Origin of the sequence: Streptomyces sp. NPDC127197, assembly GCF_042672405.1 — a bacterium.
In the GTDB taxonomy this organism is placed as follows: domain Bacteria; phylum Actinomycetota; class Actinomycetes; order Streptomycetales; family Streptomycetaceae; genus Streptomyces; species Streptomyces flavusporus.
Genome location: NZ_JBHXVG010000020.1, coordinates 70,112 through 95,486 on the forward strand (window position 1 = coordinate 70,112; position 25,375 = coordinate 95,486).

Genomic DNA, 25,375 nt, shown 5'->3' on the forward strand with positions numbered 1-25,375 from the left:
CCGGTGCCTGAAGTCCTCAAAGCCCCCCTCGTCGTCGAGTTCCCCTTCACCCGCTCCCTCGGCCCCGTCCAGAGCGCCTTTCTGACCGGTCTGCGCCAACGTGTCGTCCTCGGCGTCCGCACGTCCGACGGACGCACCCTCGTCCCGCCCGTCGAGTACGACCCCGTCACCGCCGAGGAACTCCGCGACCTCGTCGAGGTCGCCCCCACGGGCACGGTCACCACCTGGGCCTGGAACCACGCCCCGCGCCGCGGCCAGCCCCTCGACACCCCCTTCGCCTGGGCCCTGGTCCGCCTCGACGGCGCCGACACCGCCCTCCTGCACGCCCTCGACGCCCCCGGCCCCGACACCGTCCGCACCGGCATGCGCGTCCGCATCCGCTGGGCCGGGGAACGCACCGGCGCCATCACCGACATCACCTGCTTCGAGCCGTACGACGGCGCAGCACCCCGACTCACCGGTCACGACGGCCACTTCGACAACGCCGTCACCGGCATCGTCGCCCCCGCCCGCCTCGACTACACCTACAGCCCCGGCCGCGCCCAGTCCGCGTACATCGACGCGCTGTCCGGGCACCGCACCGTCGGCGAACGCTGCCCGGCCTGCCGCAAAGTGTACGTGCCGCCCCGCGGCGCCTGCCCCACCTGCGGCGTCGCCACCAGCGAACAGGTCGAGGTCGGCCCGCGCGGCACCGTCACCACTTTCTGCATCGTCAACATCAAGGCGAAGAACCTCGACATCGAAGTGCCGTACGTCTACGCCCACATCGCCCTCGACGGCGCCGATCTCGCCCTGCACGGCCGTATCGGCGGCATCCCCTACGACCAGGTGCGTATGGGGCTGCGCGTCGAACCCGTGTGGACGCAAGGGTCCCGCTACCCCGATCACTACCGGCCCACCGGCGAACCCGACGCGGACTACGACACGTACAAGGAGTTGCTGTGACCCGGGACATCGCCGTCGTCGCCTTCGCGCAGACCGACCACCGGCGCACCAGCGACGAGCTCTCCGAGGTGGAGATGCTCATGCCGGTCCTGCACGAGGTGCTCGACCACACCGGCCTGCAGACCGCCGACATCGGCTTCACCTGCTCCGGCTCCAGCGACTACCTGGCCGGCCGTGCCTTCTCCTTCACACTCGCCCTGGACGGGGTGGGCGCCTGGCCGCCGATCTCCGAGTCGCACGTCGAGACGGACGGGGCCTGGGCGCTGTACGAGGCGTGGACCAAGCTGCTCACCGGCGAGGCGGACACCGCCCTCGTGTACGCGTACGGCAAGTCCTCACCGGGCTCGGTGCGCGACGTGCTCACCCGCCAGCTGGACCCGTACTACGTCGCGCCCCTGTGGCCCGACTCCGTGGCCCTCGCCGCCCTCCAGGCGCAGGCCCTCATCGACGCCGGCGAGACCGACGAACCCGCGCTCGCGGCCGTCGCCGCCCGCAGCCGCGAGGCCGGTCGGGACAACCCCCATGCCCAGCTGAAGGGTTCGGTGCCGCACGGGGACTACCTCGTACGGCCCCTGCGCACCGGCGACTGCCCGCCCGTCGGCGACGGCGCCGCCGCCGTGATCCTCGCCGCCGGGGAGCGGGCCCGCGCCCTGTGCGCACGGCCCGCCTGGATCCGCGGCATCGACCACCGCATCGAGGCACACGGCCTCGGTGTGCGCGACCTGACCGACTCGCCCTCCACCCGCCTGGCCGCCGAGCGGGCCGGCGCCTTCGACCGGGCGGTCGACACGGCCGAGCTGCACGCGCCGTTCACCGCGCAGGAGATCGTCCTGCGCAAGGCGCTGCGGCTCGACGACACGGTGCGCGTCAACCCGTCCGGCGGACCGCTCGCCGCCAATCCGATCATGGCCGCCGGGCTCATCCGCATCGGCGAGGCGGCCGCCCGTATCCACCGCGGTGCGTCCGACCGGGCCCTCGCCCACGCCACGTCCGGTCCCTGTCTGCAACAGAACCTGGTCGCCGTACTCGAAGGGGATCCACGATGAGCAAGGAGCCCGTGGCCGTCGTCGGGATCGGCCAGACCAAGCACGTCGCCGCCCGCCGGGACGTGTCGATCGCGGGCCTCGTCCGCGAGGCCGCCCGACGTGCCCTGACCGATGCCGAGCTGACCTGGGCCGACATCGACGCCGTCGTCATCGGCAAGGCGCCCGACTTCTTCGAGGGCGTCATGATGCCGGAGCTGTACCTCGCTGACGCGCTCGGCGCGGTCGGGAAGCCGATGCTGCGCGTCCACACGGCCGGATCGGTCGGCGGGTCCACCGCACTCGTCGCGGCGAACCTGGTCGCGGCCCGTGTGCACGGCACCGTCCTCACACTCGCCTTCGAGAAGCAGTCCGAGTCCAACGCCATGTGGGGCCTGTCCCTGCCGATCCCCTTCCAGCAGCCGCTGCTCGCCGGCGCGGGCGGCTTCTTCGCCCCCCATGTGCGTGCGTACATGCGGCGCAGCGGCGCGCCCGACACCATCGGCTCACTGGTCGCCTACAAGGACCGGCGCAACGCCCTGAAGAACCCCTACGCCCACCTTCACGAGCACGACATCACCCTGGAGAAGGTCCAGGCCTCGCCCATGCTCTGGGACCCGATCCGCTACTCCGAGACCTGCCCCTCTTCGGACGGCGCCTGCGCCATGGTCCTGACCGACCGTGCCGGCGCGGCCCGCGCGCCCCGGCCGCCCGCCTGGATGCTGGGCGGGGCGATGCGCAGCGAACCGACCCTGTTCGCCGGCAAGGACTTCGTGTCGCCGCGGGCCGGCCAGGACTGCGCCGCCGACGTGTACCGGCAGGCCGGGATCGCCGACCCGCGCCGGGACATCGACGCCGTCGAGATGTACGTGCCGTTCTCCTGGTACGAGCCGATGTGGCTGGAGAACCTCGGCTTCGCCGCGGAGGGCGAGGGCTGGAAGCTCACCGAGTCCGGGGTGACCGAACTGGACGGGGACCTGCCCGTCAACATGTCGGGCGGCGTGCTGTCCACCAACCCGATCGGCGCCTCCGGCATGATCCGCTTCGCCGAGGCCGCGCTCCAGGTGCGCGGACAGGCGGGCGAGCACCAGGTGGAGGGCGCCCGCAGGGTGCTCGGGCACGCCTACGGCGGCGGCTCCCAGTTCTTCTCCATGTGGCTCGTGGGATCCGCGCCCCCGCACTCCTGAAAGGTCCCCCTCACGTGGCCTGTTGGCCATGGGAACCGATCGCTAGGCTGGCCGCGGACGACGAGTCGGGAGGAGCACGGACGTGGCCGAGACCACCACCCAGCAGAAGCCGCTCATGGGCTGGGACAAGCCGGAACTGGACCTGAGCAAGGCCGAATGGCAGTCCAGCAGCCGCGGCCTGGGGGATGTCCAGATCGCTTTCGTCGAGGGTTTCATCGCCATGCGCAACAGCGACCGCCCGGAGAGCCCCTCCCTCATCTTCACCCCCGCCGAGTGGGGTGCGTTCGTGTCGGGGGCACGGGAAGGCGAGTTCGACCTGACCTGAACCCCGGGAGCCACGTCGACGGGCCGAACCGGGGGTGCTCCGCCCGTGTTTCCGGACACGCGGCCCGGTGAACCCGGACAGGGCCCACGCCTGAGCCAGGCTGGCCCCGGGAAGATGCGGGTCGCCGTCCGGAGGTGAGGACCCCATGAGCACCCTGCCGGTCATCGCGGCGTTCGACGGTTCGGACGACAGTCTGCGGGCCCTGGACTGGGCCCTCGACGCCGCCCGCAGACGCGCGGTACCCCTGCGGGTGGTCCATGTCCGGCAGTACGCCGTACGGGTACCCGCCGGTGTCGAGGTCGCCCGGCTGCCGGAGCCGGAGGACGACCCGGTGCTCGCCCGGGCCCGTGCGCACCTGGCCGGGCGCACCGACGGGCCGGTCGTGGAGTACCGCGGTCCGGAGGGCACCCCCAGTGCCGTACTGCCCGGCCTGGGCGCCGAAGCCCAGCTGATGGTGCTCGGTTCCCGGGGCCGCGGCGGCTTCGCCCGGCTGCTGCTCGGCTCCAACGGCCTGGCCGCCGCCCGCGACGCCGAGTGCCCGGTCGTCGTGGTGCCCCGGCCCGGCCGCGAGGTCGACGACGCACCGCCGCAGGAGCCGGGACCCCGGGTGGTCGTCGGCCTCAACGTGGACGGACCCGACGACGCCGCTCTCGCCTTCGCCTTCACCGAGGCCGCCTTGCGCGACGCCCGCCTCCAGGTGATCGCCGCGTACCCGTGGCCGGTGCAGCTGTGGGCGGGAGCCGTCGGTGAGCTGGTCCCGACCGGGATCGACCAGGACGCCGTCGAGAACGAGACGCGGGCCCTCGCGGAGGGCTTCCTCGCCCCGCACCGCGGGCGCCACCCCGAGGTCCGGGCCGAACCGTACGTGGTCCCGGGCGACGCGGCCGGCCACCTCGTCGCCAACTCGAAGGACGCCGAGCTGGTCGTCGTGGGCCGGCACCGCCGCCGGCTGCTCGCGCCCGCCCGCATGATGGGCTCGGTCGCGCACGCCGTACTCCTGCACGCGGCGAGCCCCGTGGCCGTGGTGCCCCCCGCGCCGCCGGAGGAATGACCAGGCCCCCGCGCGTCCCTGAACCCTCACCACTCCCGTTCGTTAATGGATGCCCGCGAACGTATCATTAGCGCCATGCAGGACTCGCTCAGCAGGGACGCCCGGATCACCCTGGATCTCGCCCTGACCGTCCGGCACGACGGACACGGCGGGGTCGCCGACGACCTCACCGACCCGGCGGGCCTCACCACGTGGGTGCGTGCCCACCCCGACACCGTCCCCGATGCCGCCGCCTACACCGCCGACGCCGAGGCCCTGACCGCCGTCCGCGAGCTGCGCGCCGCCGTCCGCGCCCTCTTCGCCCGCGCCGTACGCCCCGCCGCGCCGAGCCCGGCCGACGCGGCCCGCCTGCTGCCCGTGCCCGAAGCCCTCGCCCGCCTCAACGCCGCGGCCGCCCGCACGCCCGCCGTCCCCGTCCTGCACTGGCCGGACGACGCCGACCCCGCCCTGCACCGGCAGGCCGTGCACGGCGACCCGGAGCTCACCGCGGTGCTCGCGCAGGCCGCCGTCGCTTTCCTCGCGAGCCCCGACCGGCAGCGGCTGCGCGCCTGCCACGCCCCGCGCTGTGTGCGCTACTTCCTCAAGGAGCACCCGCGCCAGGAATGGTGCACACCGTCCTGCGGCAACCGCGCCCGCGTCGCCCGACACCACGAACGGCACCGGAAGCCCGCGTAGGCCGGCCCGAACGCCGCACGTGCGGCCGCCCGGCCGACGCCGACGACCTGCGGGCACGTACCATGGCGGCATGTCGTTCCTCCGCCGCCGCAGCGCCACCCCCGCAGGGCCCGACTTCGACGTGCTGGCCATGGACCCGGGCGACTGGCCCGGCAATCTGGGCGCGGGCCTGCTGCCCGCCCCCGACGGCACCTGCCAGGGCGTGTTCCTGCGCTACGACCTGTTCGGCGGCCGCGGCCCCGCAATGATCATCGGCAATCTGCCGGAGGGCTCCCCGGCCCGCGAGATCGCCGAGGGGCAGATCCCCTTCGAGGTGGCCCAGCTGCTGCTGGCCCTGGAGAACGACGAGGAGGTGACCGTCGTCGGGACCGAGGACGTGCCGGTGATGCAGGGCGACAACCTCCTCATCGTGCGCCGTGTGAAGCTCTCCGAGAGCCGGATCTCCTGCGTGCAGTTCGACCGCAGCGACAACGTCCTGGTCACCATCGCCGCCTGGGACCGCCCCATCACCGACGACCTGTACGCCCTGCTGAAGCCGCTGCCCGCGGAACTGTTCCAGCAGGGCTGAGGCCTTACGACGTCGCCGACGACACCGTCACGTCAGCGGCCCGCACGAACGCCACCCGGTGGCCGAACTGGATCTCGTAGTACAGGTCCTCGCCCACCACGACCTGGTGCGCGTCGGTCGTGAAGGTGACCGCGTAGTAGTACTCGCCGGGCACCTTGTCACCGGCGACGTACTTCTGGCCCTTGAGCAGCCGGTACGACAGCGGGGACACCGCCTGGGCGGGCACTCCCGCCGGGTAGGCGGCCGCCTCCGGGTAGGCGCGGCCGTACACCGGAATGCTCTCCAGGCCGTCCCTGGGCGTGACGAGGAGACCCTTCGCGGGCACTGCCGTCGGGGCCTTCTCCGGGTTCTTGAACCAGGCCTTCTGGCCCAGGTACCAGATCGCCGTCCAGTCGCCCTCGCGGCCCGCCACCGCGTACTGCTGGCCGGTGGAGACCCGTGATCCGATGTCGTTGACGCCGATCGTCGAGTCCCCGCCGCCCGGGCGCAGGCCGATGTCCTTGATCAGCGGATAGTCCTCGCCGGGCCCCGAGTACAGCCGTACCGCGCTCGAACCGTGCACCGCGCACGGTGTGCCCGCGGACGCACAGCCCGTGAACGCCGGCCGGTTCGAGGCGTAGTCCGGAAGGATCGTCACCATGCCGCTGCCCGGCCCGGCGGTGGGGCCGAAGGGCCGGCCGAGCAGCGTGAAGTAGTGCTGCCAGTCCCAGTACGGGCCCGGGTCCGTGTGCATGCCCGGGACCGTCGACGTGGTCGGGCCGGGCACGTTGTCATGGCCGAGGATGTGCTGCCGGTCCAGCGGAATGCCGTACTTCCTGGCGAGGTACCTCACCAGGCGGGCCGACGAGCGGTACATCGCCTCCGTGTACCAGGCGTCCGGCGAGGCGAGGAAGCCCTCGTGCTCCAGGCCGATCGACTTGGCGTTGACGTACCAGTTGCCCGCGTGCCACGCCACGTCCTTCGCCTTGACGTGCTGGGCGATGTGGCCGTCCGTGGAGCGCAGGGAGTACTGCCAGGAGACGTAGGTGGGATCCTGCACCAGGTCGAGGACGCCCTCCCAGGCACCCTCCGTGTCGTGCACGACGATGTACTCGATGCTCTGCGACGCCGGTCGCTCACCCAGGTCGTGGTTGCCGTAGTCGCCCTCCCCGAACTCCTCGTACGGCGCCGGGATCCACTCACAGGACACGGTCGCCGGGCACTCGGTGCCCTCGGCGGCGGCCCGGCGCAGGCCCGTCCGGCTCAACTGCCCGGTGTCCGGGACGAGGTCCGGCTGCGCCGCCAGGGAGATGCGCTGTCCGGAGTCGGTGAGGCGTTCCCCGCCGGTGCGGATGACGTCGTACACGTCGCCCGCGTACGCCGCCGCCGTCGCGGTGTCGTCCGCGCCCGAGAAACGGGCCACCGCCCCGTACCACTGAGCCGGATCCTCGCTCAGCGGCTCGCCCAGGTCCTGCTGCGCGGCGGCGAGCAGCGCGGCCCCGCCCGCCACATTCGCCGCGGGGTCGGTGCGCAACTCCTCGGCACTCATACCGGTCAGCTCCGCCGCCCTGGTCAACGTCCGCAGGCGGGCCGGGAGTTCGGCGTCCTGAGGCAGCTCCACGTCGGGGAGCAGCGGCGGGCGGGCGCTGTCGCCGCGCGGGTCCTCGGTGCCCTCGCTGTGATGCGGTGGCGCCGTGGCGAGGGCCGTGCGGGCGTCGGTGAGATGCATCGGGCCGTAGCCGCCGGTCACGCTCGCCGCACCGCCGTGCCCGTCCCAACGGGACTGGAGATAGGAGACGCCGAGCAGCACGCTCTGCGGCACGTCGTACTCGGCGGCCGCCGCGGCGAACGCCTGCTGCAGCCGGCCGGCCGACCCGGCTTCGGACGGGGCTGCGCCGAGCAGCGGCAGCAGCAGCGCCGCCGAGGCCACGGCGCCGACGACCCGGCGTACGCGTTTCGGCCCGGCGGCTCGGGTGGGGGCGGTGGCGGATCCTCGCAAAGCAGCCTCCTGTGACGGTCGGGCGCGATGAGCCGTGCGGGGCCGGGCGTGTCAGTGGTACCGGCTCTCCGACGATCCGTCAATCATGCTGCCTACGAGGAGATTTCCCATGTCAGGGCGGGGCGCGAGGAGTTTCGCGGCGGGGGGCGTGCGGGCCTGCAGGGCGTCAGTGGCGTACACCAATGGTCCTGATCCCGGCACGACGACGACCGCGGTGCGCCGCTGTCTGCGGCGCGCCGCGGTCCGTCATCCCCGTCAGCGAGTGCCGACGGCCGCGCGCACGGCCCGCCGGGCCAGCTGGCAGTCGTCGTGCAGCCGCCGCAGCAGCAGCCGCTGCTCCTCGCCGGACGGCGCAGCACCCGGTTGGGCCACTCCCGGTGCCGCCGGGGTCGCGTCGTGCATCGAACGCTGCACGGCCGTCTCGTACGTACGGATCTCACGGGTCAGCACGAGCATCAGGTTCACCAGGAACGCGTCCCGTGAGGCGGGGCCCGCGGACTGGGCGATCTGGCTGATGTGCCGCCGCGCCACCGGAGCGTCGCCGAGCACCGACCACAGGACGGCCAGGTCGTAGCCCGGCAGATACCAGCCCGCGTGCTCCCAGTCCACCAGCACCGGACCCGCGGGGGAGACCAGGATGTTCGACAGCAGCGCGTCGCCGTGGCAGAACTGCCCCATGCCCTGCCGGCCCGCGGCGAGCGCGATGCCGTGCAGCAGCTTCTGCAGGTCACCCATGTCCCGGTCGGTGAGCAGTCCCAGCTCGTGGTACCGGGAGATGCGGGCTGCGTAGTCCAGCGGAGCGTCGAACGTCCCGGCCGGCGGGCGCCAGGCGTTCAGTCGGCAGATCGCGCCCAGCGCCGCCCGGATGTCGGCGCGCGGTGGCGCCTCCGCCGGGTGCCGCTGGAGTGCCGCCGCCCGTCCCGGCATCCGCTCGATCACCAGCGTGCAGTTGTCCGGGTCCGCCGCGATCAGCCGCGGCACCCGCACCGGTGGGCGGTGCCGGACGAACGAGCGGTAGGCCGCTATCTCGTGCCGGATCCGATCGGCCCAGGCCGGGGAGTGGTCCAGTAAACACTTGGCGACGGCCGTACTGCGTCCTGTGGTGCCGACCACCAGCACCGACCGTCCGCTGCGCCGCAGCACCTGCACCGGCGCGAACTCCGGGCAGATCCGGTGCACCGAGGCGATCGCCGTACGCAGCTGGGCGCCTTGAGGGCCGGACAGGTCGAGCCTCCCGCTGAGCGGTTGGGTGCCGGGCCCCGCCGGGCGCCGCGACCGGCCGGCACCGAGCGCGGGGGCCGACGGGCGCGCCGGGGCGAGGTAGGGGCCGCCGCCGCCCGACAGGGGCGCCTCACCCGGCCTGGGGGAGGCGGGAGCCGGGGGACGCGGGCGCAGCGGCCGGGGCGGGGCGGACACGGAGGACGATGCTGCGTACATGGGCGAGACAGATCCCTTCGTGTGCCTGCGACGTCATTGCGCCACCCGGCCCGGATGCCCGGGTGCACCCTGGGGAATGCACCAGCCGTATCTAGAAGGCGACCGGGTCGGGGTGGCGCGTTCCTACCTGACACCCGATGTGCAGTGGCACACCATCTGGCGTGCCCTGGCGAACCCTGGCGAATAGTCGCCCGGCAACTCTCACCGGGCTACTGTCAACTCAGCCGAGAACCTGGGGGCTTGATGTGAGCGGAGAACCCAACACCCGCCTTGCGGACCTGTTCGGCCTGGCCGGCTGGTCCAAGGGAGAGCTCGCGAGGCTGGTCAACAAGCAGGCGGCGGCCATGGGCCACCCCCAGCTGGCGACCGACACCTCGCGGGTGCGGCGGTGGATCGACATGGGAGAGATCCCGCGCGATCCCGTGCCGCGGGTGCTGGCGGCCCTGTTCACCGAGCGTCTCGGCCGTGTCGTGACCATTGAGGACCTCGGTCTGGTCCGGCACGGGCGTACGGGGAAACGGCAGGACGGCGGGAGTGTGGAACATCCCGACGGTGTGCCGTGGGCGCCCGAGCGGACCGCCGCGGTCCTCACCGAATTCACGGGAATGGACCTCATGCTCAACCGACGCGGCTTGGTGGGCGCGGGTGCCGCGCTCGCCGCGGGATCCGCACTCAGCAGCGCCATGTACGAGTGGCTGCACACCGATCCGGCCCTGACCGCCGACGCTCCCCACCTCGACAACCCCTTGCACGCCGACCCCCTGCACGCCGACCCCGTCGGGTTCGACCGCTATGAGGCCGCCCCCATCGGGTCCCAGGAGATCGAGGAACTGGAGCGCTCGGTCGAGGTGTTCCGTGCCTGGGACGCGGCCCGCGGCGGCGGGCTGCAACGCAAGGCGGTCGTGGGCCAGCTCAACGAGGTGGGCGGCATGCTCGCCTACCGTCACCCACCCCATCTGCAGCGGCGCCTGTGGGGCGTCGCCGCCAACCTCGCCGTCCTCGCGGGCTGGATGTCGCACGACGTCGGTCTGGAGCCCACGGCCCAGAAGTACTTCGTCATCGCCGCCCATGCCGCGCGAGAGGGCGGCGACCGGCCCAGGGCCGGCGAGGCGCTCTCCCGAGCGGCCCGCCAGATGGTGCACCTGGGCCGGCCCGACGACGCGCTCGACCTGATGAAGCTGGCCAAGTCCGGCTCCGGCGACCAGGTGCTGCCCCGCACGCAGGCGATGCTCCACACCATCGAGGCCTGGGCACAGGCGTCGATGGGCAAGGGGCAGGCCATGCGCCGCACCCTGGGGCAGGCGGAGGACCTCTTCGTCTCCGACAAGGGCGATGTGCCACCGCCGAGCTGGATGCAGACGTTCAAGGAGGAGGACCTATACGGCATGCAGGCCCTGGCCTACCGCACGCTGGCCGAGTTCGAGCCGGGCGCGGCCGTGCACGCCCAGCACTTCGCGGAGAAGGCCCTCGCCCTGAGGATCGACGGGCGGCAGCGCTCGAAGATCTTCGACTTCCTGTCCATGGCCTCCGCCTGCTTCATCGCGGACGATCCCGAACAGGCGGACCGGTACGCACGCCTCGCCCTGGTGTCGATGGGGTCGAACTCCTCCCACCGCACCTGGGACCGGTTGCGCCAGATGTACCGGCTCACCGCCGAGTACGCCGGCTACCCGAAGATCCAGGAACTGCGGGAGGAGATCAAACTGGCGCTGCCCAAGACGAAGGGCAAGGGCGGCAACAGCTCACAGGTGTAGTCCGGCGGCCGTTTATGACGTAACCCTGGCGATGAGCACGCAGGCGTCGTCCTCGCGTTCCGACTCGCCGAACTCCTCCACGACCGTCCGTACGCAGTCCTGCGCGGTGTGCGCCTCGGCGAAGCGCGGGGCCAGGTCGAGGAGGCGGTGCACGGCGGCCGTTCCGGGCGACTCCCCTCGCTCGGGCGCCAGCCCGTCGGTGTGCAGCACGATCAGGTCGCCCGCCTCGAGGGTTTCCTCGGCCTCGCCGTAGGTGGCACCCGAGGTCGCGCCGAGCAGGACGCCGTCCGGCGTGTTCAGCCTGCGCCCCGTCCCGTTGCGGAACAGCAGCGGGGCGGGGTGTCCTGCCTGCGCCCAGACCAGGGTGCGGGTCTCGGGGCGGTAGCGGCAGCAGACGGCGCTGCCCAGGGCCGGCTGGACGGTGGTGTCCAGCAGCTGGTTGAGCCAGGCCATCAACTGGCCCGGGCGGGTGCCCGCCATCGCCATGCCGCGCAGCGCGCCGAGCAGCATCGCCATGCCCGATGTCACCGTGACTCCGTGTCCGGTGAGGTCGCCGACGCTCAACAGCGTCTCGCCGCCCGGCAGTTCGAGTGCGTCGTACCAGTCGCCGCCCACCAGTGCGCTGGTCGACGACGGCAGATAGCGGGCGGCCAGATCCAGGCTTCGTGGGCCCTGGTGCGGGAGCCGCAGGGTGCCGCGCCACGGCGGTAGCACGGCCTCCTGCAACTCGACCGCAAGCCGGTGCTCGGTCTGTGCGCGGTGCCGGTGGCGCTGCAGCGAGTCACGGGTCTCGCTGACCGCCTGCTGGCTGCGGCGCAGTTCGCTGACGTCCCGCAGTACGGCCCACATCGAGGCGGTGCTGCCGTCAGTGTCGAGCACGGGCTCGCCCATCATGTGCACGGTCCGGACCTCGCCGTCCGGGCGCACGATCCGGAACTCGCCGTCGATGCGCTTGGCGTCGACCAGACAGTCCGTGACCATCGCCGTCAGCTTGGGCCGGTCCGCGTCGAGCACCAGCGAGGGCAACTCGTCGAGGGTGAGCGGGGGAGCAGCGGGGTCGCGGCCGAGGATCTCGTACAGCTCTGAGGACCAACTGGCTTCGTCGGTCAGTAGATTCCACTCCGCACTGCCGACCCGGCTGAGCAGCGAGCCGCGCCCAGGGGCGGCAGGCGGCTCCGCGGCGGCCGGTTCGGCGGTCGGGGGGCCGTCCCGCAGCTGTGCCAGGTGCTCGTCGAGGTCGTTGAGTTGGTGCAGGGCGAGGTCGTAGAGCGCGCGCTGCCAGCGGTCCTGCGGGTCCGTTCCGTCGCTCTGCGCCTCCCGCCGTACGGCGTCCATGTCGCCCTTGAGCCGCCGCGTCTGCGATATCAGCGCGTCGACCGGGCCGCGTCCTGGCGGCTGGGCGGCGGGGCGGTCCGCAGAGAGATGGGACGGCATGACGCACTCCGATGAGGGGGACGGTACGGCCAAGGCTGACGGAGGGACCGTTATGACTGTTGCACAGCCCGCGACGCCCTGTAAGGGATTTGGCAACACACGATACGGTGGTGCTTCCGGCATATGCCACAGTCTTCACGGAGTGGTTCCGGCGTAGGTGGGGCGTACGTCGCCGCATAGGGCAAGTCGTAGGTCACGTACGCGACTTGACGGACCGTCCGGCGTTTCCTGTCGCGGTCATCCGCGCGTTCGATGCGCATGTGTTCGAGGTGGGTGAGCCTGCCGATCGACGCCCGCGTACAGCTCCGGGCGCGGGGCGAGCTCGACCGTCGTGCGGTGCCCGCTCTCCAGCGCCCGGACGCCGGCCTCAGCGACCGCGGAGGCGACGTAACCGTCCCAGGCGCCGGGGCCGGTGACCCGGCCCTGCCGGGTGGCGTCGACCCAGGCCTGCACCTCACGGTCATAGGCGTCCGCGAACCGCACCAGGTAGTCCTGCGGCACCTCCTCGCGGGCGCCGCCCTCCGCCGTGACGACCATGGTGTGCCCGTCGCCGATCCGGGCGCTGCCCGCCTCGCACACGGCCTCGCAGCGCACCTGGTAGCCGAAGCCGCAGTTGACGAAGACCTCCACGTCGACCAGGGCGCCGGCCGAGGTCTCGAACAGCACGAACTGCGGGTCGAGCAGGCCGGCGGGGGCGTGTGCGGAGGACCTGGGGCGCAGCACGGTCACCGCCGTCACCTCCTGCCCGAGCAGCCAGCGTGCCGCGTCGATCTCGTGCGAGACGGAGCTGCTGACCAGCATCGCGCTGGTGAAGACCGGCGGCGAGGAGACGTTGCGGTGGGTGCAGTGCAGCATCAGTGGACGCCCCAACCGGCCACTGTCCAGCAGGGACTTCAGCTGCCGGTACTCGGCGTCGTAGCGCCGCATGAACCCGGTCTGCGCCAGCCGCCGCCCGAGCCGCGCCTCCGCCTCCAGTACGCGCAGCGCACCCGCGGAGTCGGGGACCAGGGGCTTCTCGCACAGCACCGGAAGCCCGCGCGCGTAGGCCGCGAGCAGGGCCTCCTCGTGCGCCGGGTCGGGGGAGGCGATCAGCACGGCCGCGACGCCAGGGGCGTCCAGGGCGGCCTCCGCCTCCGCGTGCACCGAGACCCCGTCGATTCCGGCCGCCGCCTCCTTGGCCCGGGCGGTGTCGGGATCGGCCACAGCGGCGACCCTGGCGCCGCTCACCACCTGGTCGAGCCGCCGTATGTGGTCGGCTCCCATGCGTCCCGCGCCCAGTACCGCCACGCCCAGCAGGTCACCCACGTGCGCACCCCCTCGTCGCCGGCTGTCCCGGCGTAGCGTAAGGGGCGGCCCGCGGGTGCCGTCAGTAGCGCAGCACGCCGGCGATCCCGTTCGCGTCGCCCAGCGCGCCGTCGGGGACGAAGCGGACCTCGGCGCCGGTCTCCAGACACTGCTCGACGATCTCGTCCACGATGTCCTCGCGGGCATCGAGGTCGTCGCTCGACGCGGGAACCAGGTGGGCGCCGTCGTCGCGCACGGTCACCCGGAAGTTCTCCTCGACGGCCAGCAGCCGCACCCGGGCCTGCCGGGCGTTCTGCCAGACCTCGTCGACACCGGCCGCGAACTCCTTGCGCCCACGGGCCGCTTCGAGTTCCTTGGTCACGGCCTCGACCGTCCGCAGGGCCTCGGCATCGATCACCGGCCGCACGGCCTGCCAGACGGCGTCCGGGGTGGCGTGCGTGAGGCCGCCGTGCGGGACGTGCACTCCGCGCCTGGCGACGTCGCCCACCTCGTCCAGACAGGACAGGGCGGCCTGCTCACCGGTCACGTACAGCGGGCGCGGGCTTTCCCGCAGCACCGCGCCCATCGCGGTGTCGACATCGCGCAGGAAGTGGCGGGTGCCCTCGTCGCGGTACGTGCTCGGCATGTCGCCGATCTGCTCCATCCGCTCGGGATCGAAGTTGTCGGCGCGCCTGGTCAGCGGGAAACCGCCGGTGCGCGCCTCGGTGACGCGGTCCCCGCCGCCGTTCCAGAGCCTGGCGCGGTCGGCCGAGACCGACAGCACCCAGAACGGCCGCTCGGAGGCCTGTGCGGAGACCAGGTTGCGAGTGAGGAAGGTGTCCGAGAGAACCACGCGTTCGGGCACGGTGCGAGTGAGCGACCACACCTGGTGCTCACCCGGCGCGGCGTAGATCACCAGGCCGTCGTCGGCATACGTCAGGTCGACCTCCGTGAGGGCCTGGTCGAGCTGCGCCACGACATCGGCGCGCCGCTCCCGGGTTACCGCGGGATCGGACTCCAGCTGCTTCTTGGCCTCGGCCACCACATTGCGCAGCCGGACCCGGTCCTGCTCGTGGTAGGGCTCGCGCCGGTGCGTCGGCGTCAGCACGGACACCGCCGGGTAGGGGCGCGGGCGGCGCAGCTCGGCGAGGGTCGTGGGACTGAGTGCGTGCTCCATGACAGAACCATAGGACCGATTCACGTATCGGGCATTTGGTGTGAGTACGTCGCGCTGTGCGGCCCTCATTCGCCGTCCTCGGGGGCCTCGGGGCTCTCGGGACCGCAGGAGCTGCCGCTCGCCGGCAGAGAGCCGTACAGCAGGAAGGCATCGACCTTGCGCTGCACGCAGGTGGACGACGCGTACCCGGTGTGGCCCTCGCCCTTGTTGTCGAGCACCACGGCCGACGGGCCCAGCCGTTTCGCCGTCTGCGTGGTCCAGCGGTACGGCGTCGCCGGGTCGCCGCGCGTGCCGACGAGCAGCATCCTGGGCGTGTCGACGTCCTTGACCTCGTCGCGGATGAAGTCGGTGCCCTTGGGACGGCCGTAGCACATGAGCACCTGGGTGAGCCGGTGCCGGCCGAAGACCGGGGATGCCTCCTCGTACGCGGCGCGCAGCCGGCCGAGCTCTCTGGTGATCTGCTGGGCCGTGGGACGATCGGGATCGTCCGCGCAGTTGATCGCCATGAGCGCCGCCGGGAGGTTGTCGAGTGGGACGTCCTCCTCGTCGGCCAGGCCGCTGTCGCCGGCCGGGGTGGTCTCCGGCCGCGGCTCCGGGCTGCCGGGAGGAGCGAAGCCGCCGGTGGCGAAGGCCTCGACACCGTGCGTTTCGCCGTCCTCGACCAGCGAGGCGAGGGCACGCTCCAGCGACGGCCACAGGTTCCTGCTGTAGAGCCCCTGGCTGAGGGCGACCACCAGGTCCTGGCCGGTGAACTCGCCGCCGAACGCGCTCGGTACGGGATCCTTGTCCACGGAGCGGACGAGACGCTCGACGTCCTCCCGTGCACGGCGCGGATCCTGCCCGAACGGGCAGGCGATGTCCTGCACGCACCAGTCGAGGAAGTCCTCCAGTGCGGTCTGCTGACCCTTGGCACCCGCCACACCCTGCTGGGTCAGCGGTTCGGTCAGCGTGTCCACCCCGTCCAGCGCCAGCCGCCCCACCTTGTCGGGGAACTGCGCCGCATACACCGCGCCCAGGCGGGTTCCGTAGGAGAAACCCAGGTAGTTGAGCTTGTTGTCGCCGAGCGCGTCGCGTATGACGTCCAGGTCCCGCGAGGCGTTCACCGTGCCGATGTACGGGAGGACGGGCCCGGAGTGCTTGGCACACTCGTCGGCCGTCTTCTTCAACTGCCGTAGCACGGACTGCGGATCACGCAGCGCCGCGTCGGTCTTCTGCAGGACGGCGGAGTCCTCGTACGAGCCGTCGCCGCAGCTGACCGGGGAGGACCGGCCCACGCCGCGCGGATCGAAGCTCACCACGTCGTAGCCGTCGCTCAGGCCCATGAAGTCGTCGCCGCTGTAGGCGAGTTCGGTGACACCCGCGCCGCCCGGACCGCCGAAGTTCAGCACCACCGAGCCGCGCTTGTCGCCGGTCGCCCGGTAGCGGGCCAGGGCCAGTTCGAGTGTTCCCTTGCCGGGGCGCGCGTAGTCGAGGGGCACGGTGACCTTCCCGCACTGCAGGTCCGTGGGCGTCTCCGCGCCGTCGCACGCCGTCCAGGCGATCTTCTGGCGGTAGAACCGGGTCAGATCGGGCTGGGCGCGGTCCTCGGCAGTCGTCGCCGGCAGCCCGGCGCCCAGCAGTGCCAGGCCGACCGTGCCGGCGAGCGTCCAGCGCCGGGCCGTGTGCCGCGGTGACAGCTTGGCCAGCATCGATGCCTCCAGGAGCGCCCCGTTGCGGACGGGTGAACGGCACCCTCGCTCACGATAGGCGGATGCCGGAGGACACGCCTCCGGACGAGCGGGACCGGCTGGAGTGCCGTACCCTCCGCCGCCTCGGTTCCGGGCCGGAGGCGACGGAGGCTTCGGACGGTTTTACTGCTAGTTCGACAACCCTGCCACTCGATGGGGTGAAAGGCAGATAAGCCATAACTCGGATGGTTCGCCTGCGTTTTATCCGATGCGGGCGAGTGCCCGCGACCAAGTCTGGAAGGCAGGGAACCTATGAGACGGGTTACCCGAAACGGTGTGATCGCCGTCGCTGCCGCCTCGGGCGCGATGGCCGTGACGCTGCCGGCGTACGCCGACTCCGGGGCGCACGGCGCCACGGTCGGCTCGCCCGGCCTGATCGCCGGCAACACCGTTCAGCTCCCGGTGCATGCGCCGGTGAACGTGTGCGGGAACACGGTGAACGTGGTGGGCCTCCTCAACCCCGCCGCGGGCAACCGCTGCGCCAACGAGGGCGGGGCGGACGAGGAGAGCCCGACGCGCGGGGAAACAGAGAGTGGCGGTGCAACCGCAGAGGGCAGCGCAAACGATTCGCCGGGAGTGCTCTCCGGCAACGGCGTGCAGCTGCCGGTCGACCTCCCGGTCAACGTCAGCGGCAACTCCGTGAACGTCGTCGGCGTCGGCAACTCGGCCGTCGGCAACGAGTCCGTGAACACGCCCGACGACCGGCCGGCCCGCCCGGCGCCCGAGCCGAGGCCGTCCACCCCGCCCAAGACGCACCCGGCACCGAAGCCGGCGCCGTACGCCCCGCCGCCCACCACGGCCCTCGCCGAGACGGGAGCGGACGCGACCCTGCCCGCCGCCGTCGGAGCCGCGGCACTGGTCCTGGGCGGGGCGGTGCTGTACCGGCGCTCCCGCGTCCAAGGGGGGCGCTGACCGGGGCGTTCTCGTCCCACGCCCGGTCCGTGAGCCCGCAGACGCAACGCCGGCTCACGGACCGGCGCGATGCTCAGCGCCGATGGAACCGCCGGTGCAGCGCCTGCACCTCGTCGGCCAGTTCCGGTACCGGGCCGTCCACCAGCACACCGGGCGCGACCTCGTTCACCGGCAGTGTCCGTACCGGAGGCGCCGGCACGCCCAACTCGTCCGACCAGGAGGCGAGTTGCTGCGAGGACGCCACGTACACGATGCGGCCGAGGCCCACCCAGGCGTGGGCGGCCGCGCACATCGGGCAGTGCTCGCCGGACGTGTACACGGTCGCGGCCGCCCGCTGCTCCGGCGTCATATGGGCCGCGGCCCAGCGCGCCAGCTCGAACTCCGGGTGGCGGGTGCGGTCACCGGAGGCCACCCGGTTGTGGTCCTCGGCGAGCACGGCGCCGTCCGCGCCGACCAGCACCGACCCGAACGGCTCGTCCCCGGCCTCGAGCGCCTCCGTCGCCAGCTCCACACAGCGACGCAGATACGGCAGCTCGGCGTCCTCCACCATGACGTGCGGCCCTCCTTCCGGCGTACGGCCATCATGCCGACATGATCGCCGGCTCGCAGCCTGCGTTCGCCCGCGGGGCCGACCACCGGCGTCCGCACCCGTGGTCCGGGTCAGCGACGTGCCCGTGCCCGGTCCAGTGCGGCGACGCCCAGTGCGGCGAGGCCGATCTGGATGAGCCACTCGACCCAGTCGACGCCGTCGGTGTCGGCGACATCGAGGGCGCCGGCGATCGCCGTGCCGACGAGTGCGGCCGCGATGCCGACGAGGATCGTCCACAGGATTCCTATGCGCTGGCGGCCTGGTACGACGAGCCGCCCCAGCACACCGATGATGATGCCGATGACGATGGCACTGATGATGCCCGAGATCTCCATCTCCGCCCCTCTTCGTCGCGATCCCCGCTGCTCTCCATGTGCCCGCTGGAGATGAAGCCACTCCGCTCCGTCAGCACCGCGCTGAGGCTCGAGGCCCCATCGCCGGCGACCGCCCGGCGTTGACATGCAGGTAATTGCCTGCATAACGTTGAGTGTGCGATCAGAGGGCGACTCGAGCATGGACAGGGTCTTCAAGGCGTTGGCCGACGACACCCGCAGACGGCTGCTGGACCGGCTGCACGAGCAGAACGGGCAGACGCTGGGAGAGCTCTGCGAGCGCATCGACATGGCACGCCAGTCGGTGACGCAGCATCTGGCCGTCCTGGAGGCCGCCAACCTGGTCAGCACGGTGCGGCGGGGGCGGGAGAAGCTGCACTACCTCAACCCGGTCCCGCTCCACGAGATCCAGGAGCGATGGATCGACAAGTTCGAGCGCCCACGCCTCAGCGCGCTCGGTGCCGTGAAGCGACGAGCCGAGGAAGCCATGACCGACAAGCCCACATTCGTGTACGTCACGTACATCGCGAGCACGCCCGAGAAGGTCTGGGACGCGCTCACCGACGCCGACCTCACCGCCGCCTACTGGGGCCACAGCAACGTCTCCGACTGGCAGCTGGGATCACGCTGGGAGCACGTCCGTACGGACGGCTCCGGCATCGCCGACGTGGTCGGCACCGTCACCGAGAGCGAGCGTCCGACCCGCCTGGTCACCACCTGGGCTGCACCCGAGGACGAATCCGACGCGGACAAACACTCCCGCGTCACCTTCGACATCCAGCCGCACGGCGACATCGTCCGACTCACCGTCACCCACGAGAACCTCGCCGACGAGGCCGAGCGCGCCGACGCGGCGGCCGGCTGGGCGGCCGTGCTGTCCAACCTCAAGTCCCTCCTGGAGACCGGCAGCCCGCTGCCCGAGGAGCCGTGGCTGGTGCCGAACCGCTGAGCGAACGGGGGAACGGCCGGTCCGCCACGCTGCGGACCGGCCGTTCCGTTTCTCCCTTCCCGACGTTGTCTACGGCCTGGGGGCGCTCCTCGCCGCCGTACCGGCGCACACGAGTCCCAGGATCACGGCCAGGGCCCCGATGACGACGTTGCTCGACACGACGCCGGCGTCCGGGCTCTCGCCGACGATCCACGGCGAGATGATCATCCATACGCCCAGCGCGCACATGGCCCAGCTGAGGCCGTACATGCGTTCGGGGGCCCTGGTGAACCCGAGAGCCAGCAGGGCGATCGCGATCCCGACGATCAGATTGTGGGTCACGAGCGCGGGCTGGCTGGTGGTGAAGTGGAGTATCCACGGGGATGCGGCGCAGTACAGACCGAGCAGGAACACCGGTCCGTCCACGAGCGCCACATCACGACCGCCGAGCATACGGGCGTACCGTGCCCGCATTTCGGATGCATCAGGGTGGCCGGTTATGTCACCTCTGGTGGGCGAGACGTTGGCCATGACTCGTCTCCTTTGACTGTGCAGGCCTGACCGCGTCTGGTGCGGTATGCGGTAAGCGCGACGTAAGTTCATTTTGCGCTTATTCAGTCTTTATGTGTAGAGGTCGGAGGGCCGCCACGGCTGCCCCGCTCGGCGGCGGCCCGGATGCCGGATCCGGAGACATCCATACGCTGATCTTGTGACCACAGCACACGACCGGCAGCGGCAGGCGGCGCTGCTACGGAAGCCGTCGGCGGGCCCCGCGAGCATCGACCCACACACCATCGCCGTGCAACTGCGGCGGATGAGCATCGAGATCAACCGTCGACGCCCGCTCGCATGCCCGGTCCTCCCTGCGCCCGCTCGCCGAGGCGACGCCGGCCGCCCGGACCCGTTTCAGCGAGGCCGAACTCGCGGTGGCGCTGCGCTTCCTCGCGGCGATGAACGAGGAGCTGTCCTTGAAGAAATCCTCCGGGAGGTGAGGAAGCGTCCGGCCTCGTCACCCTCGTCGACAGCCGGTGGCGTGGAGTCCGCCCGTCTGCACATGGGCGCGCGGATCCGGGGCAGGCGAACCGTACGGGAGTTGTTCCTTCAAGAACTTCACGTTGAACAACCGGATGAGCCAGCCGGATGAACCAATTGGGAGGTGCCTGCCGCTATGGGCGCGAAGGTGTTGGAGCGGTTTCCGGCGGGGGCTCCGCGCGGATCGTGGCCGGCCGAGGAGTACGCGGCGGCGCTGCGCGCCGAGGGTGAGCCCGCGACGGTCGTGATGGACCTGAAGTCTGACGCGTTCCTCGTAGTGGTGCCGGCGGGCGAGGAGGACTGAACGCTCCCGGTCGCGGTGAGACCGCTCACCCCGGGCTACGGGAAGCGCAGTTCCCCGACCTCACGCCTGCCCGGTGCGCCGATATCTTGCCATGGCCGGCGTTACGGCTCACCGCGACCAGCGGCCACGGGACAGCTCTTGAGCAGGGTCGGGATCGGTGAATGCTTGCCGGCTGTGTACGAGCAACTCGCGCACGGCGGGGCTGTGCGTGCTCTTCCAGATCAGGGCGAGCAACGCTGGTGTGTCGATGTCGTCGATGGTGCGGGCGGTGAGCCGGTCGCGGTAGCTCGCGGCCATCGAGTTGCTGAGGATGGCGACGGCGAGTCCGCGGGCGGCGAGGTCGGCAACAGCGTCCGCGGCGCTGGCTTGCAGCGTGATCGCGGGCTGGAGGCTCTGTGCGGCGCAGGCGTGGTCGAAGACCGTGCGCAGGCCGGTACCGGGTGGCATGCACACGATCGGGTAGGCGACCAGGTCGCGCAGAGTGACCCGACGCTGTCTCGCCAAGGGGTGCCCGGCCGGAACTGCTACGACGAGCCGCTCCCTGATGATCGTCAGTGCGTCCAGCCCGTCAGGGGTGGCGGTGCGCGCCGACCGGTCGAACAACTCGGCACCGAGTTCACGTTCCAACTGCCGGATCTGGGCACTGACGCCGGACTGGCTGATGTGCACCCGCTCGGCTGCCCGGGTGAAGTTCTGCTCTTCGGCGACTGCGACGAAGTATTCCAGCTGCCTCAGTTCCATGACTGGAAATTCTAGTTTCCATCAGATACATCTGTTGGACTTCTGATCAGTGGACGGCCAGGCTGGGAGGCGCTGAAGTCCGACGTCAGGAGGAACCCGTGCCGGAGTACGAGAAGGCAATGCGGCCCGAAGACATCACCCGCTTGTTCGTCGAACGGTCCAACGCCGGTGACGCGGCCGGGGTCGCCGCACTGTACGAGGAGGATGCGGTGATGGCTTACCCACCCGGCGATCAGACGGTGGGCCGGGAGGCAATTCGTGCGCTGTGGGAAAAGGTGCTGGCCAACCGTCCCCACTTCGAGCCGGAACAGCCACTGCCGACGCTGATCAGCGGGGACATCGCCCTCACCTCGACCCCGCCGAAGGACGGTGCCGGCGCCCGGGCACAGGTCGTCCGGCGCCAGCCTGATGGAAGCTGGCTGCGCCTGCTCGACCAGCCCGAGTTCGTCCTGCCCACCGGCGGCTGACCCCCTCGACGACCGCCACACCGAGGCCGTACGAGAACGCGCCTGCCTGGAACGCCGCCACCGGGAACTCACACGCTGAGCGCTTCCCGCACCGCGAGCTCCGACTCCTTGCCGCCCGCGCCGGAGGACGTGACCCGCCCGGCTTCCAGGACGTAGTACCGCTGCGCCGCCCGCATCGCGAAGCCGACGTGCTGTTCGACCAGCAGCACCGAGAGCCCGCCGCGCGCGGCCAGCGCCAGGATCGTCTCCTCGATCTCGGCCACCACCGACGGCTGGATGCCCTCGGTCGGCTCGTCGAGGAGCAGGATCCGAGGCTCCGTCACCAGGGCGCGGGCGATGGCCAGTTGCTGCCGCTGCCCGCCCGAGAGCAGCCCGGCGCGGCGGGTCGACAGGGCCCGCAGCGCCGGGAAGAGGTCCAGCGCCTCGTCGATCGCGGCCTTTCCACGTCGGCGTCCGTCGGCGACGAGCTGGAGGTTCTCGGCGGTCGTGAGGTGGGGGAACGCCTGCTGGCCCTGTGGGACGTACGCCATCCCGCGCGCCACCCGCTCGTGCGGCCTGCGGCGCGTGATGTCCTCGCCGTCGAGGCGGACCGTTCCGCTCAGAGGCGTCAGCAGCCCCACGGCGGCACGCAGCAGCGTGCTCTTGCCCGCGCCGTTGTGCCCGAGCACCGCGGCGACCCCGTCCTTCGGCACGTCGACACTCACCCCGTGCAGGACGGTGCTGCGGTGGTAACCGACGCGGATGTCCTCGATCTCCAGCATCACGCCTCCTGTACCGCCACGTCGGTGACTGTCTCGGCGGCCGCGTGCCCGAGGTATACCTCCTGCACCTTCGGGTCGGCCTGTACTTCGGCCACCGTTCCCTCGCTGAGCAGCCGGCCCGCGTGCAGCACGCTCACGCTGCGCGCGAAGGACCGCATGAAGTCCATGTCGTGCTCGATGACGACGACGGTCCGCTCCGCGCTGATCCGCTCCAGCAGCTCACCGGTCGCCTGCCGTTCGTCGTGGCTCATCCCGGCCACCGGTTCGTCGAGCAGCAGCAGCCGTACGTCCTGCACCAGCAGCATGCCGATCTCCAGCCACTGCTTCTGCCCGTGCGCGAGCGTCCCGGCGGGGGAGCCGGCGAGCTTCGTGAGCCCGATCGTCTCCAGGGCCCGGGCGACCGGCTCGGGAACGTCCTTGCGGCGGCGCAGCATGGTCCACACGCTCCGGCCGGCGCCCGCCGCGATGTCCAGGTTCTGCAGGACCGTCAACTCCTCGAAGACGGTGGCCGTCTGGAACGTCCGTCCGATGCCCGACCGGGCGATCCGGTGCACGCTCCGCCCGAGCAGCTCCGCGCCGCCGAAGCGCACCGAGCCCTCCGCCTTCACCAGACCGGTGACGGCGTCGACGAGGGTCGTCTTGCCGGCGCCGTTCGGCCCGATGAGGAACCGCAGGTCCCCGGGCCGCACATCGAGGTCCACCCCGTCGACGGCGGTGAACCCGTCGAACGACACGCGCAGTTGACGTATCTCGAGCCCTGCCGGTTCACTCATGCCGCTTCTCCCACCGCAACGACGGCTGCTTTCCGCTGTCGGGCCCTGCGCCGCCGTAGGACCCCACCGAGCGAGGCCAGGCCGCCCGGCAGGAACGCCAGTGCCACGATGAACAGCAGCCCTTGGAAGTACGTCCAGGCTGCCGGGAACTCCTCCGACAGCGCCGTCTTCGCCCAGGCGACGCCGATCGCGCCGAGCACCGCGCCCACCAGGCTGGCACGTCCGCCGACCGCGGCGCCGATGACGAACTCGATGGACGGCACGATGCCGATCATCGCCGGGGAGATGATGCCGACGGCCGGTACGAACAGTGCGCCCGCGAGCCCGGCCATGCCCGCGGCGACGACGTACGCGACGAGCTTCACCTTCGCCGGGTCGTAGCCGAGGAAGCGCACCCGTTCCTCCGAGTCCCGTACGGCGACGAGGAGTTCGCCGTAGCGGCTGTGGATCAGCTGGCGGGCAAGGGCGATCAGGAGCAGCAGGGCGGCGGCGATGACGAAGTACACGGTCCGCTGGTTGACCGGGTCGTCGAGGTCGTAGCCGAAGAAGCCCTGGATGTCGGTGAGCCCGTTGGTGCCGCCGGTCGTGGCCTGCTGGCCGATCAGCCAGATGGCGAAGGCGGCAGCGAGGGCCTGGCTGAGGATCGCGAAGTAGGCACCCTTGACCCGGCGACGGAAGATGAACGAGCCGAGCAGCGCCGCGACGGCCATCGGCAGCAGCACGGTGGCGGCAAGCGCGAACACGGGGTCGGCGAACGGCCGCCACCACCAAGGGAGTTCGGTGGCCGTGCCGTACAGCTGCATGAAGTCGGGCAGGTTGCCCGGCCCGGCGTCGGTGATCTTCAGGTGCATCGCCATGGCGTAACCGCCGAGCCCGAAGAACAGGCCCTGGCCCAGGGTCAGCAGGCCACCGCGGCCCCAGGCCAGGCAGATGCCGACCGCGACCATCGCCGTACACAGGTACTTGGCGAGCAGCCCGAGCCGGAAGTCGGTCAGCGCGAGCGGGGCGAGGGCGAAGAGCAGGACGGCGGCGCCCGCGAAGCCGGCCCAAGTCCGGGCGCGCCCGTGGAGAAGGGTCATACGAGACTCCTCGTACGCAGCGTGTACAGCCCCTGGGGCCGCCACTGGAGGAACGCGACGATGGCGACGAGCACCAGCACCTTGGCGACGCTGACGGTGGTGGAGTACTCCAGGACGGACTGCAGCACACCCAGCACGAAGGCGACGATCACCGTGCCCTTGAGCTGCCCGATCCCGCCGACCACGATCACCAGGAAGGCGTCGATGATGACGTTGGTGCCCATCGTCGGCCCGATCGGACCGACCAGGGTCAGCGCCACCCCGGCGATGCCCGCGAGCCCGGAGCCGAGGAAGAAGGCGGTGCGGTCGACGCGGGCCGTCGAGATGCCGGACACCTCGGCGAGGTCCCGGTTCTGCACGACCGCCCGGATCCGGCGGCCGAGCGGTGTCAGCCGCAGCGTCAGCGTCAGCGCGACCACCGCCGCGACGGCGAGGCCCAGGATGAACAGCCGGCTGTTGGCGACGGTGAGCGGGTTCGCGCCGCCGATCAGCGTGACGTTCCCGGTGAGCCAGTCGGGCGCCCGGGTCTGCACGTTCGGCGCACCGAAAATGTCCCGGGCGAGTTGCTGGAGCATCAACGAGACGCCCCAGGTGACGAGGAGCGTGTCAAGTGGCCGCAGATACAGACGTCGTATCAGCAGCCATTCGAGCAGCGCGCCGAGGGCGCCCGAGACGAGAAATGCGACGGGCAGGGAGACCAGCAGCGAAATTCCCGCGCCGGAAATGGACTTCTGCAGGACATATGTGGTGTAGGCGCCCGCCATGATGAACTCGCCGTGGGCCATGTTGATGACGTTCATCTGGCCGAAGGTGAGCGAGAGGCCGAGCGCGATGAGCAGCAGGACGGCACCGATGCTGATGCCGGTGAAGGTCTGACCGAGGATCACGGTCAT

General features: G+C 71.5%; 26 protein-coding genes. 12 read left to right on the forward strand and 14 right to left on the reverse strand.

The annotated features are described in order from the left end of the window. The first annotated feature begins 3 nt into the window (after positions 1 to 3). The 7 genes from ACFVJQ_RS27720 to ACFVJQ_RS27750 all read left to right on the forward strand — a co-directional run bounded on the left by ACFVJQ_RS27720 (position 4) and on the right by ACFVJQ_RS27750 (position 5,773). A complete protein-coding gene (locus ACFVJQ_RS27720) occupies positions 4 to 945 on the forward strand; it encodes a Zn-ribbon domain-containing OB-fold protein (RefSeq protein WP_385514975.1) in 942 nt (313 codons plus the stop codon). Next, entirely contained in the window at positions 942 to 1,991 is a 1,050-nt protein-coding gene (locus ACFVJQ_RS27725) for a thiolase domain-containing protein (RefSeq protein ID WP_385787949.1), read from the forward strand. The genes ACFVJQ_RS27720 and ACFVJQ_RS27725 overlap by 4 nt, the downstream gene beginning before the upstream one ends. Beyond that, positions 1,988 to 3,154, forward strand: coding sequence for a thiolase domain-containing protein (locus ACFVJQ_RS27730; RefSeq protein ID WP_385514973.1), 1,167 nt, complete (start codon positions 1,988 to 1,990; stop codon positions 3,152 to 3,154). Before ACFVJQ_RS27725 ends, ACFVJQ_RS27730 begins: the two co-directional genes overlap by 4 nt. Before the next feature lie 82 nt (positions 3,155 to 3,236). After that, positions 3,237 to 3,479: a DUF397 domain-containing protein gene (locus ACFVJQ_RS27735; RefSeq protein ID WP_129797712.1), complete on the forward strand. Its 243-nt coding sequence runs from the start codon at positions 3,237 to 3,239 to the stop codon at positions 3,477 to 3,479. Positions 3,480 to 3,624: 145 nt separating this feature from the next. Continuing rightward, positions 3,625 to 4,530, forward strand: coding sequence for a universal stress protein (locus tag ACFVJQ_RS27740; RefSeq protein WP_385514972.1), 906 nt, complete (start codon positions 3,625 to 3,627; stop codon positions 4,528 to 4,530). 75 nt (positions 4,531 to 4,605) lie between these two features. After that, on the forward strand, positions 4,606 to 5,205 hold the full coding sequence (locus tag ACFVJQ_RS27745) for a CGNR zinc finger domain-containing protein (RefSeq protein ID WP_385787953.1): 600 nt from the start codon (positions 4,606 to 4,608) through the stop codon (positions 5,203 to 5,205). 70 nt (positions 5,206 to 5,275) lie between these two features. After that, complete coding sequence (locus ACFVJQ_RS27750) at positions 5,276 to 5,773, forward strand: hypothetical protein (protein WP_385514970.1); 498 nt, start codon at positions 5,276 to 5,278, stop codon at positions 5,771 to 5,773. 4 nt (positions 5,774 to 5,777) lie between these two features. On the opposite strand, the gene ACFVJQ_RS27755 is transcribed toward ACFVJQ_RS27750, so the two are convergent. Both ACFVJQ_RS27755 and ACFVJQ_RS27760 read right to left on the reverse strand, forming a co-directional pair. After that, on the reverse strand, positions 5,778 to 7,751 hold the full coding sequence (locus tag ACFVJQ_RS27755; RefSeq protein WP_385787956.1) for an N-acetylmuramoyl-L-alanine amidase: 1,974 nt from the start codon (positions 7,749 to 7,751) through the stop codon (positions 5,778 to 5,780). Between the two features lie 255 nt (positions 7,752 to 8,006). Next, on the reverse strand, positions 8,007 to 9,188 hold the full coding sequence (locus ACFVJQ_RS27760; RefSeq protein WP_385514968.1) for an aminoglycoside phosphotransferase family protein: 1,182 nt from the start codon (positions 9,186 to 9,188) through the stop codon (positions 8,007 to 8,009). A gap of 245 nt (positions 9,189 to 9,433) precedes the next feature. On the opposite strand from ACFVJQ_RS27760, the gene ACFVJQ_RS27765 reads away from it, so the two are divergent. Continuing rightward, on the forward strand, positions 9,434 to 10,942 hold the full coding sequence (locus ACFVJQ_RS27765) for a hypothetical protein (RefSeq protein WP_385514967.1): 1,509 nt from the start codon (positions 9,434 to 9,436) through the stop codon (positions 10,940 to 10,942). A gap of 12 nt (positions 10,943 to 10,954) precedes the next feature. On the opposite strand, the gene ACFVJQ_RS27770 is transcribed toward ACFVJQ_RS27765, so the two are convergent. The 4 genes from ACFVJQ_RS27770 to ACFVJQ_RS27785 all read right to left on the reverse strand — a co-directional run bounded on the left by ACFVJQ_RS27770 (position 10,955) and on the right by ACFVJQ_RS27785 (position 16,525). Beyond that, entirely contained in the window at positions 10,955 to 12,376 is a 1,422-nt protein-coding gene (locus tag ACFVJQ_RS27770) for a PP2C family protein-serine/threonine phosphatase (RefSeq protein ID WP_385787960.1), read from the reverse strand. 237 nt (positions 12,377 to 12,613) lie between these two features. Then, entirely contained in the window at positions 12,614 to 13,681 is a 1,068-nt protein-coding gene (locus tag ACFVJQ_RS27775; RefSeq protein WP_385787963.1) for a Gfo/Idh/MocA family protein, read from the reverse strand. Positions 13,682 to 13,742: 61 nt separating this feature from the next. Further along, positions 13,743 to 14,837, reverse strand: coding sequence for a chemotaxis protein (locus ACFVJQ_RS27780; protein WP_385787966.1), 1,095 nt, complete (start codon positions 14,835 to 14,837; stop codon positions 13,743 to 13,745). 65 nt (positions 14,838 to 14,902) lie between these two features. Further along, positions 14,903 to 16,525 (reverse strand): alpha/beta hydrolase, encoded by a 1,623-nt coding sequence (locus ACFVJQ_RS27785; protein ID WP_385787969.1) that lies wholly within the window; start codon positions 16,523 to 16,525, stop codon positions 14,903 to 14,905. Between the two features lie 291 nt (positions 16,526 to 16,816). On the opposite strand from ACFVJQ_RS27785, the gene ACFVJQ_RS27790 reads away from it, so the two are divergent. Beyond that, the gene (locus ACFVJQ_RS27790; protein ID WP_385514962.1) at positions 16,817 to 17,476 is read left to right on the forward strand and encodes a chaplin; all 660 of its coding nucleotides are present in this window, start codon (positions 16,817 to 16,819) and stop codon (positions 17,474 to 17,476) included. Between the two features lie 73 nt (positions 17,477 to 17,549). Here ACFVJQ_RS27790 and ACFVJQ_RS27795 read toward each other — a convergent pair whose 3' ends face one another. Next, on the reverse strand, positions 17,550 to 18,026 hold the full coding sequence (locus ACFVJQ_RS27795) for a nucleoside deaminase (RefSeq protein WP_385787972.1): 477 nt from the start codon (positions 18,024 to 18,026) through the stop codon (positions 17,550 to 17,552). 110 nt (positions 18,027 to 18,136) lie between these two features. Beyond that, complete coding sequence (locus ACFVJQ_RS27800; RefSeq protein ID WP_385514960.1) at positions 18,137 to 18,400, reverse strand: GlsB/YeaQ/YmgE family stress response membrane protein; 264 nt, start codon at positions 18,398 to 18,400, stop codon at positions 18,137 to 18,139. A gap of 178 nt (positions 18,401 to 18,578) precedes the next feature. Here ACFVJQ_RS27800 and ACFVJQ_RS27805 point away from each other — a divergent pair, with 178 nt between their 5' ends. Further along, positions 18,579 to 19,346, forward strand: a complete 768-nt coding sequence (locus ACFVJQ_RS27805; protein ID WP_385514959.1) for an ArsR/SmtB family transcription factor — start codon at positions 18,579 to 18,581, stop codon at positions 19,344 to 19,346. A 69-nt stretch (positions 19,347 to 19,415) separates the two neighbouring features. Here ACFVJQ_RS27805 and ACFVJQ_RS27810 read toward each other — a convergent pair whose 3' ends face one another. Further along, positions 19,416 to 19,856 carry an SPW repeat protein gene (locus tag ACFVJQ_RS27810; protein ID WP_385514958.1) on the reverse strand — a complete coding sequence of 147 codons (441 nt, stop codon included), beginning with the start codon at positions 19,854 to 19,856 and terminating at the stop codon, positions 19,416 to 19,418. Positions 19,857 to 20,493: 637 nt separating this feature from the next. Here ACFVJQ_RS27810 and ACFVJQ_RS27815 point away from each other — a divergent pair. After that, positions 20,494 to 20,661: a hypothetical protein gene (locus ACFVJQ_RS27815; RefSeq protein ID WP_224735432.1), complete on the forward strand. Its 168-nt coding sequence runs from the start codon at positions 20,494 to 20,496 to the stop codon at positions 20,659 to 20,661. A gap of 108 nt (positions 20,662 to 20,769) precedes the next feature. On the opposite strand, the gene ACFVJQ_RS27820 is transcribed toward ACFVJQ_RS27815, so the two are convergent. Next, the gene (locus ACFVJQ_RS27820) at positions 20,770 to 21,402 is read right to left on the reverse strand and encodes a LysR family transcriptional regulator (protein ID WP_385787976.1); all 633 of its coding nucleotides are present in this window, start codon (positions 21,400 to 21,402) and stop codon (positions 20,770 to 20,772) included. Between the two features lie 98 nt (positions 21,403 to 21,500). On the opposite strand from ACFVJQ_RS27820, the gene ACFVJQ_RS27825 reads away from it, so the two are divergent. Further along, positions 21,501 to 21,869, forward strand: coding sequence for a YybH family protein (locus ACFVJQ_RS27825; RefSeq protein ID WP_385514956.1), 369 nt, complete (start codon positions 21,501 to 21,503; stop codon positions 21,867 to 21,869). 68 nt (positions 21,870 to 21,937) lie between these two features. Here ACFVJQ_RS27825 and urtE read toward each other — a convergent pair whose 3' ends face one another. The 4 genes from urtE to urtB are packed head-to-tail and all read right to left on the reverse strand — an operon-like array spanning position 21,938 to position 25,375. After that, complete coding sequence (urtE, locus tag ACFVJQ_RS27830; RefSeq protein WP_385514955.1) at positions 21,938 to 22,630, reverse strand: urea ABC transporter ATP-binding subunit UrtE; 693 nt, start codon at positions 22,628 to 22,630, stop codon at positions 21,938 to 21,940. After that, a complete protein-coding gene (gene urtD / locus ACFVJQ_RS27835) occupies positions 22,630 to 23,403 on the reverse strand; it encodes an urea ABC transporter ATP-binding protein UrtD (protein WP_385787979.1) in 774 nt (257 codons plus the stop codon). Before urtD ends, urtE begins: the two co-directional genes overlap by 1 nt. Next, on the reverse strand, positions 23,400 to 24,482 hold the full coding sequence (urtC, locus tag ACFVJQ_RS27840; RefSeq protein ID WP_385787982.1) for an urea ABC transporter permease subunit UrtC: 1,083 nt from the start codon (positions 24,480 to 24,482) through the stop codon (positions 23,400 to 23,402). Before urtC ends, urtD begins: the two co-directional genes overlap by 4 nt. Then, the gene (gene urtB, locus ACFVJQ_RS27845; protein ID WP_385787985.1) at positions 24,479 to 25,375 is read right to left on the reverse strand and encodes an urea ABC transporter permease subunit UrtB; all 897 of its coding nucleotides are present in this window, start codon (positions 25,373 to 25,375) and stop codon (positions 24,479 to 24,481) included. Before urtB ends, urtC begins: the two co-directional genes overlap by 4 nt.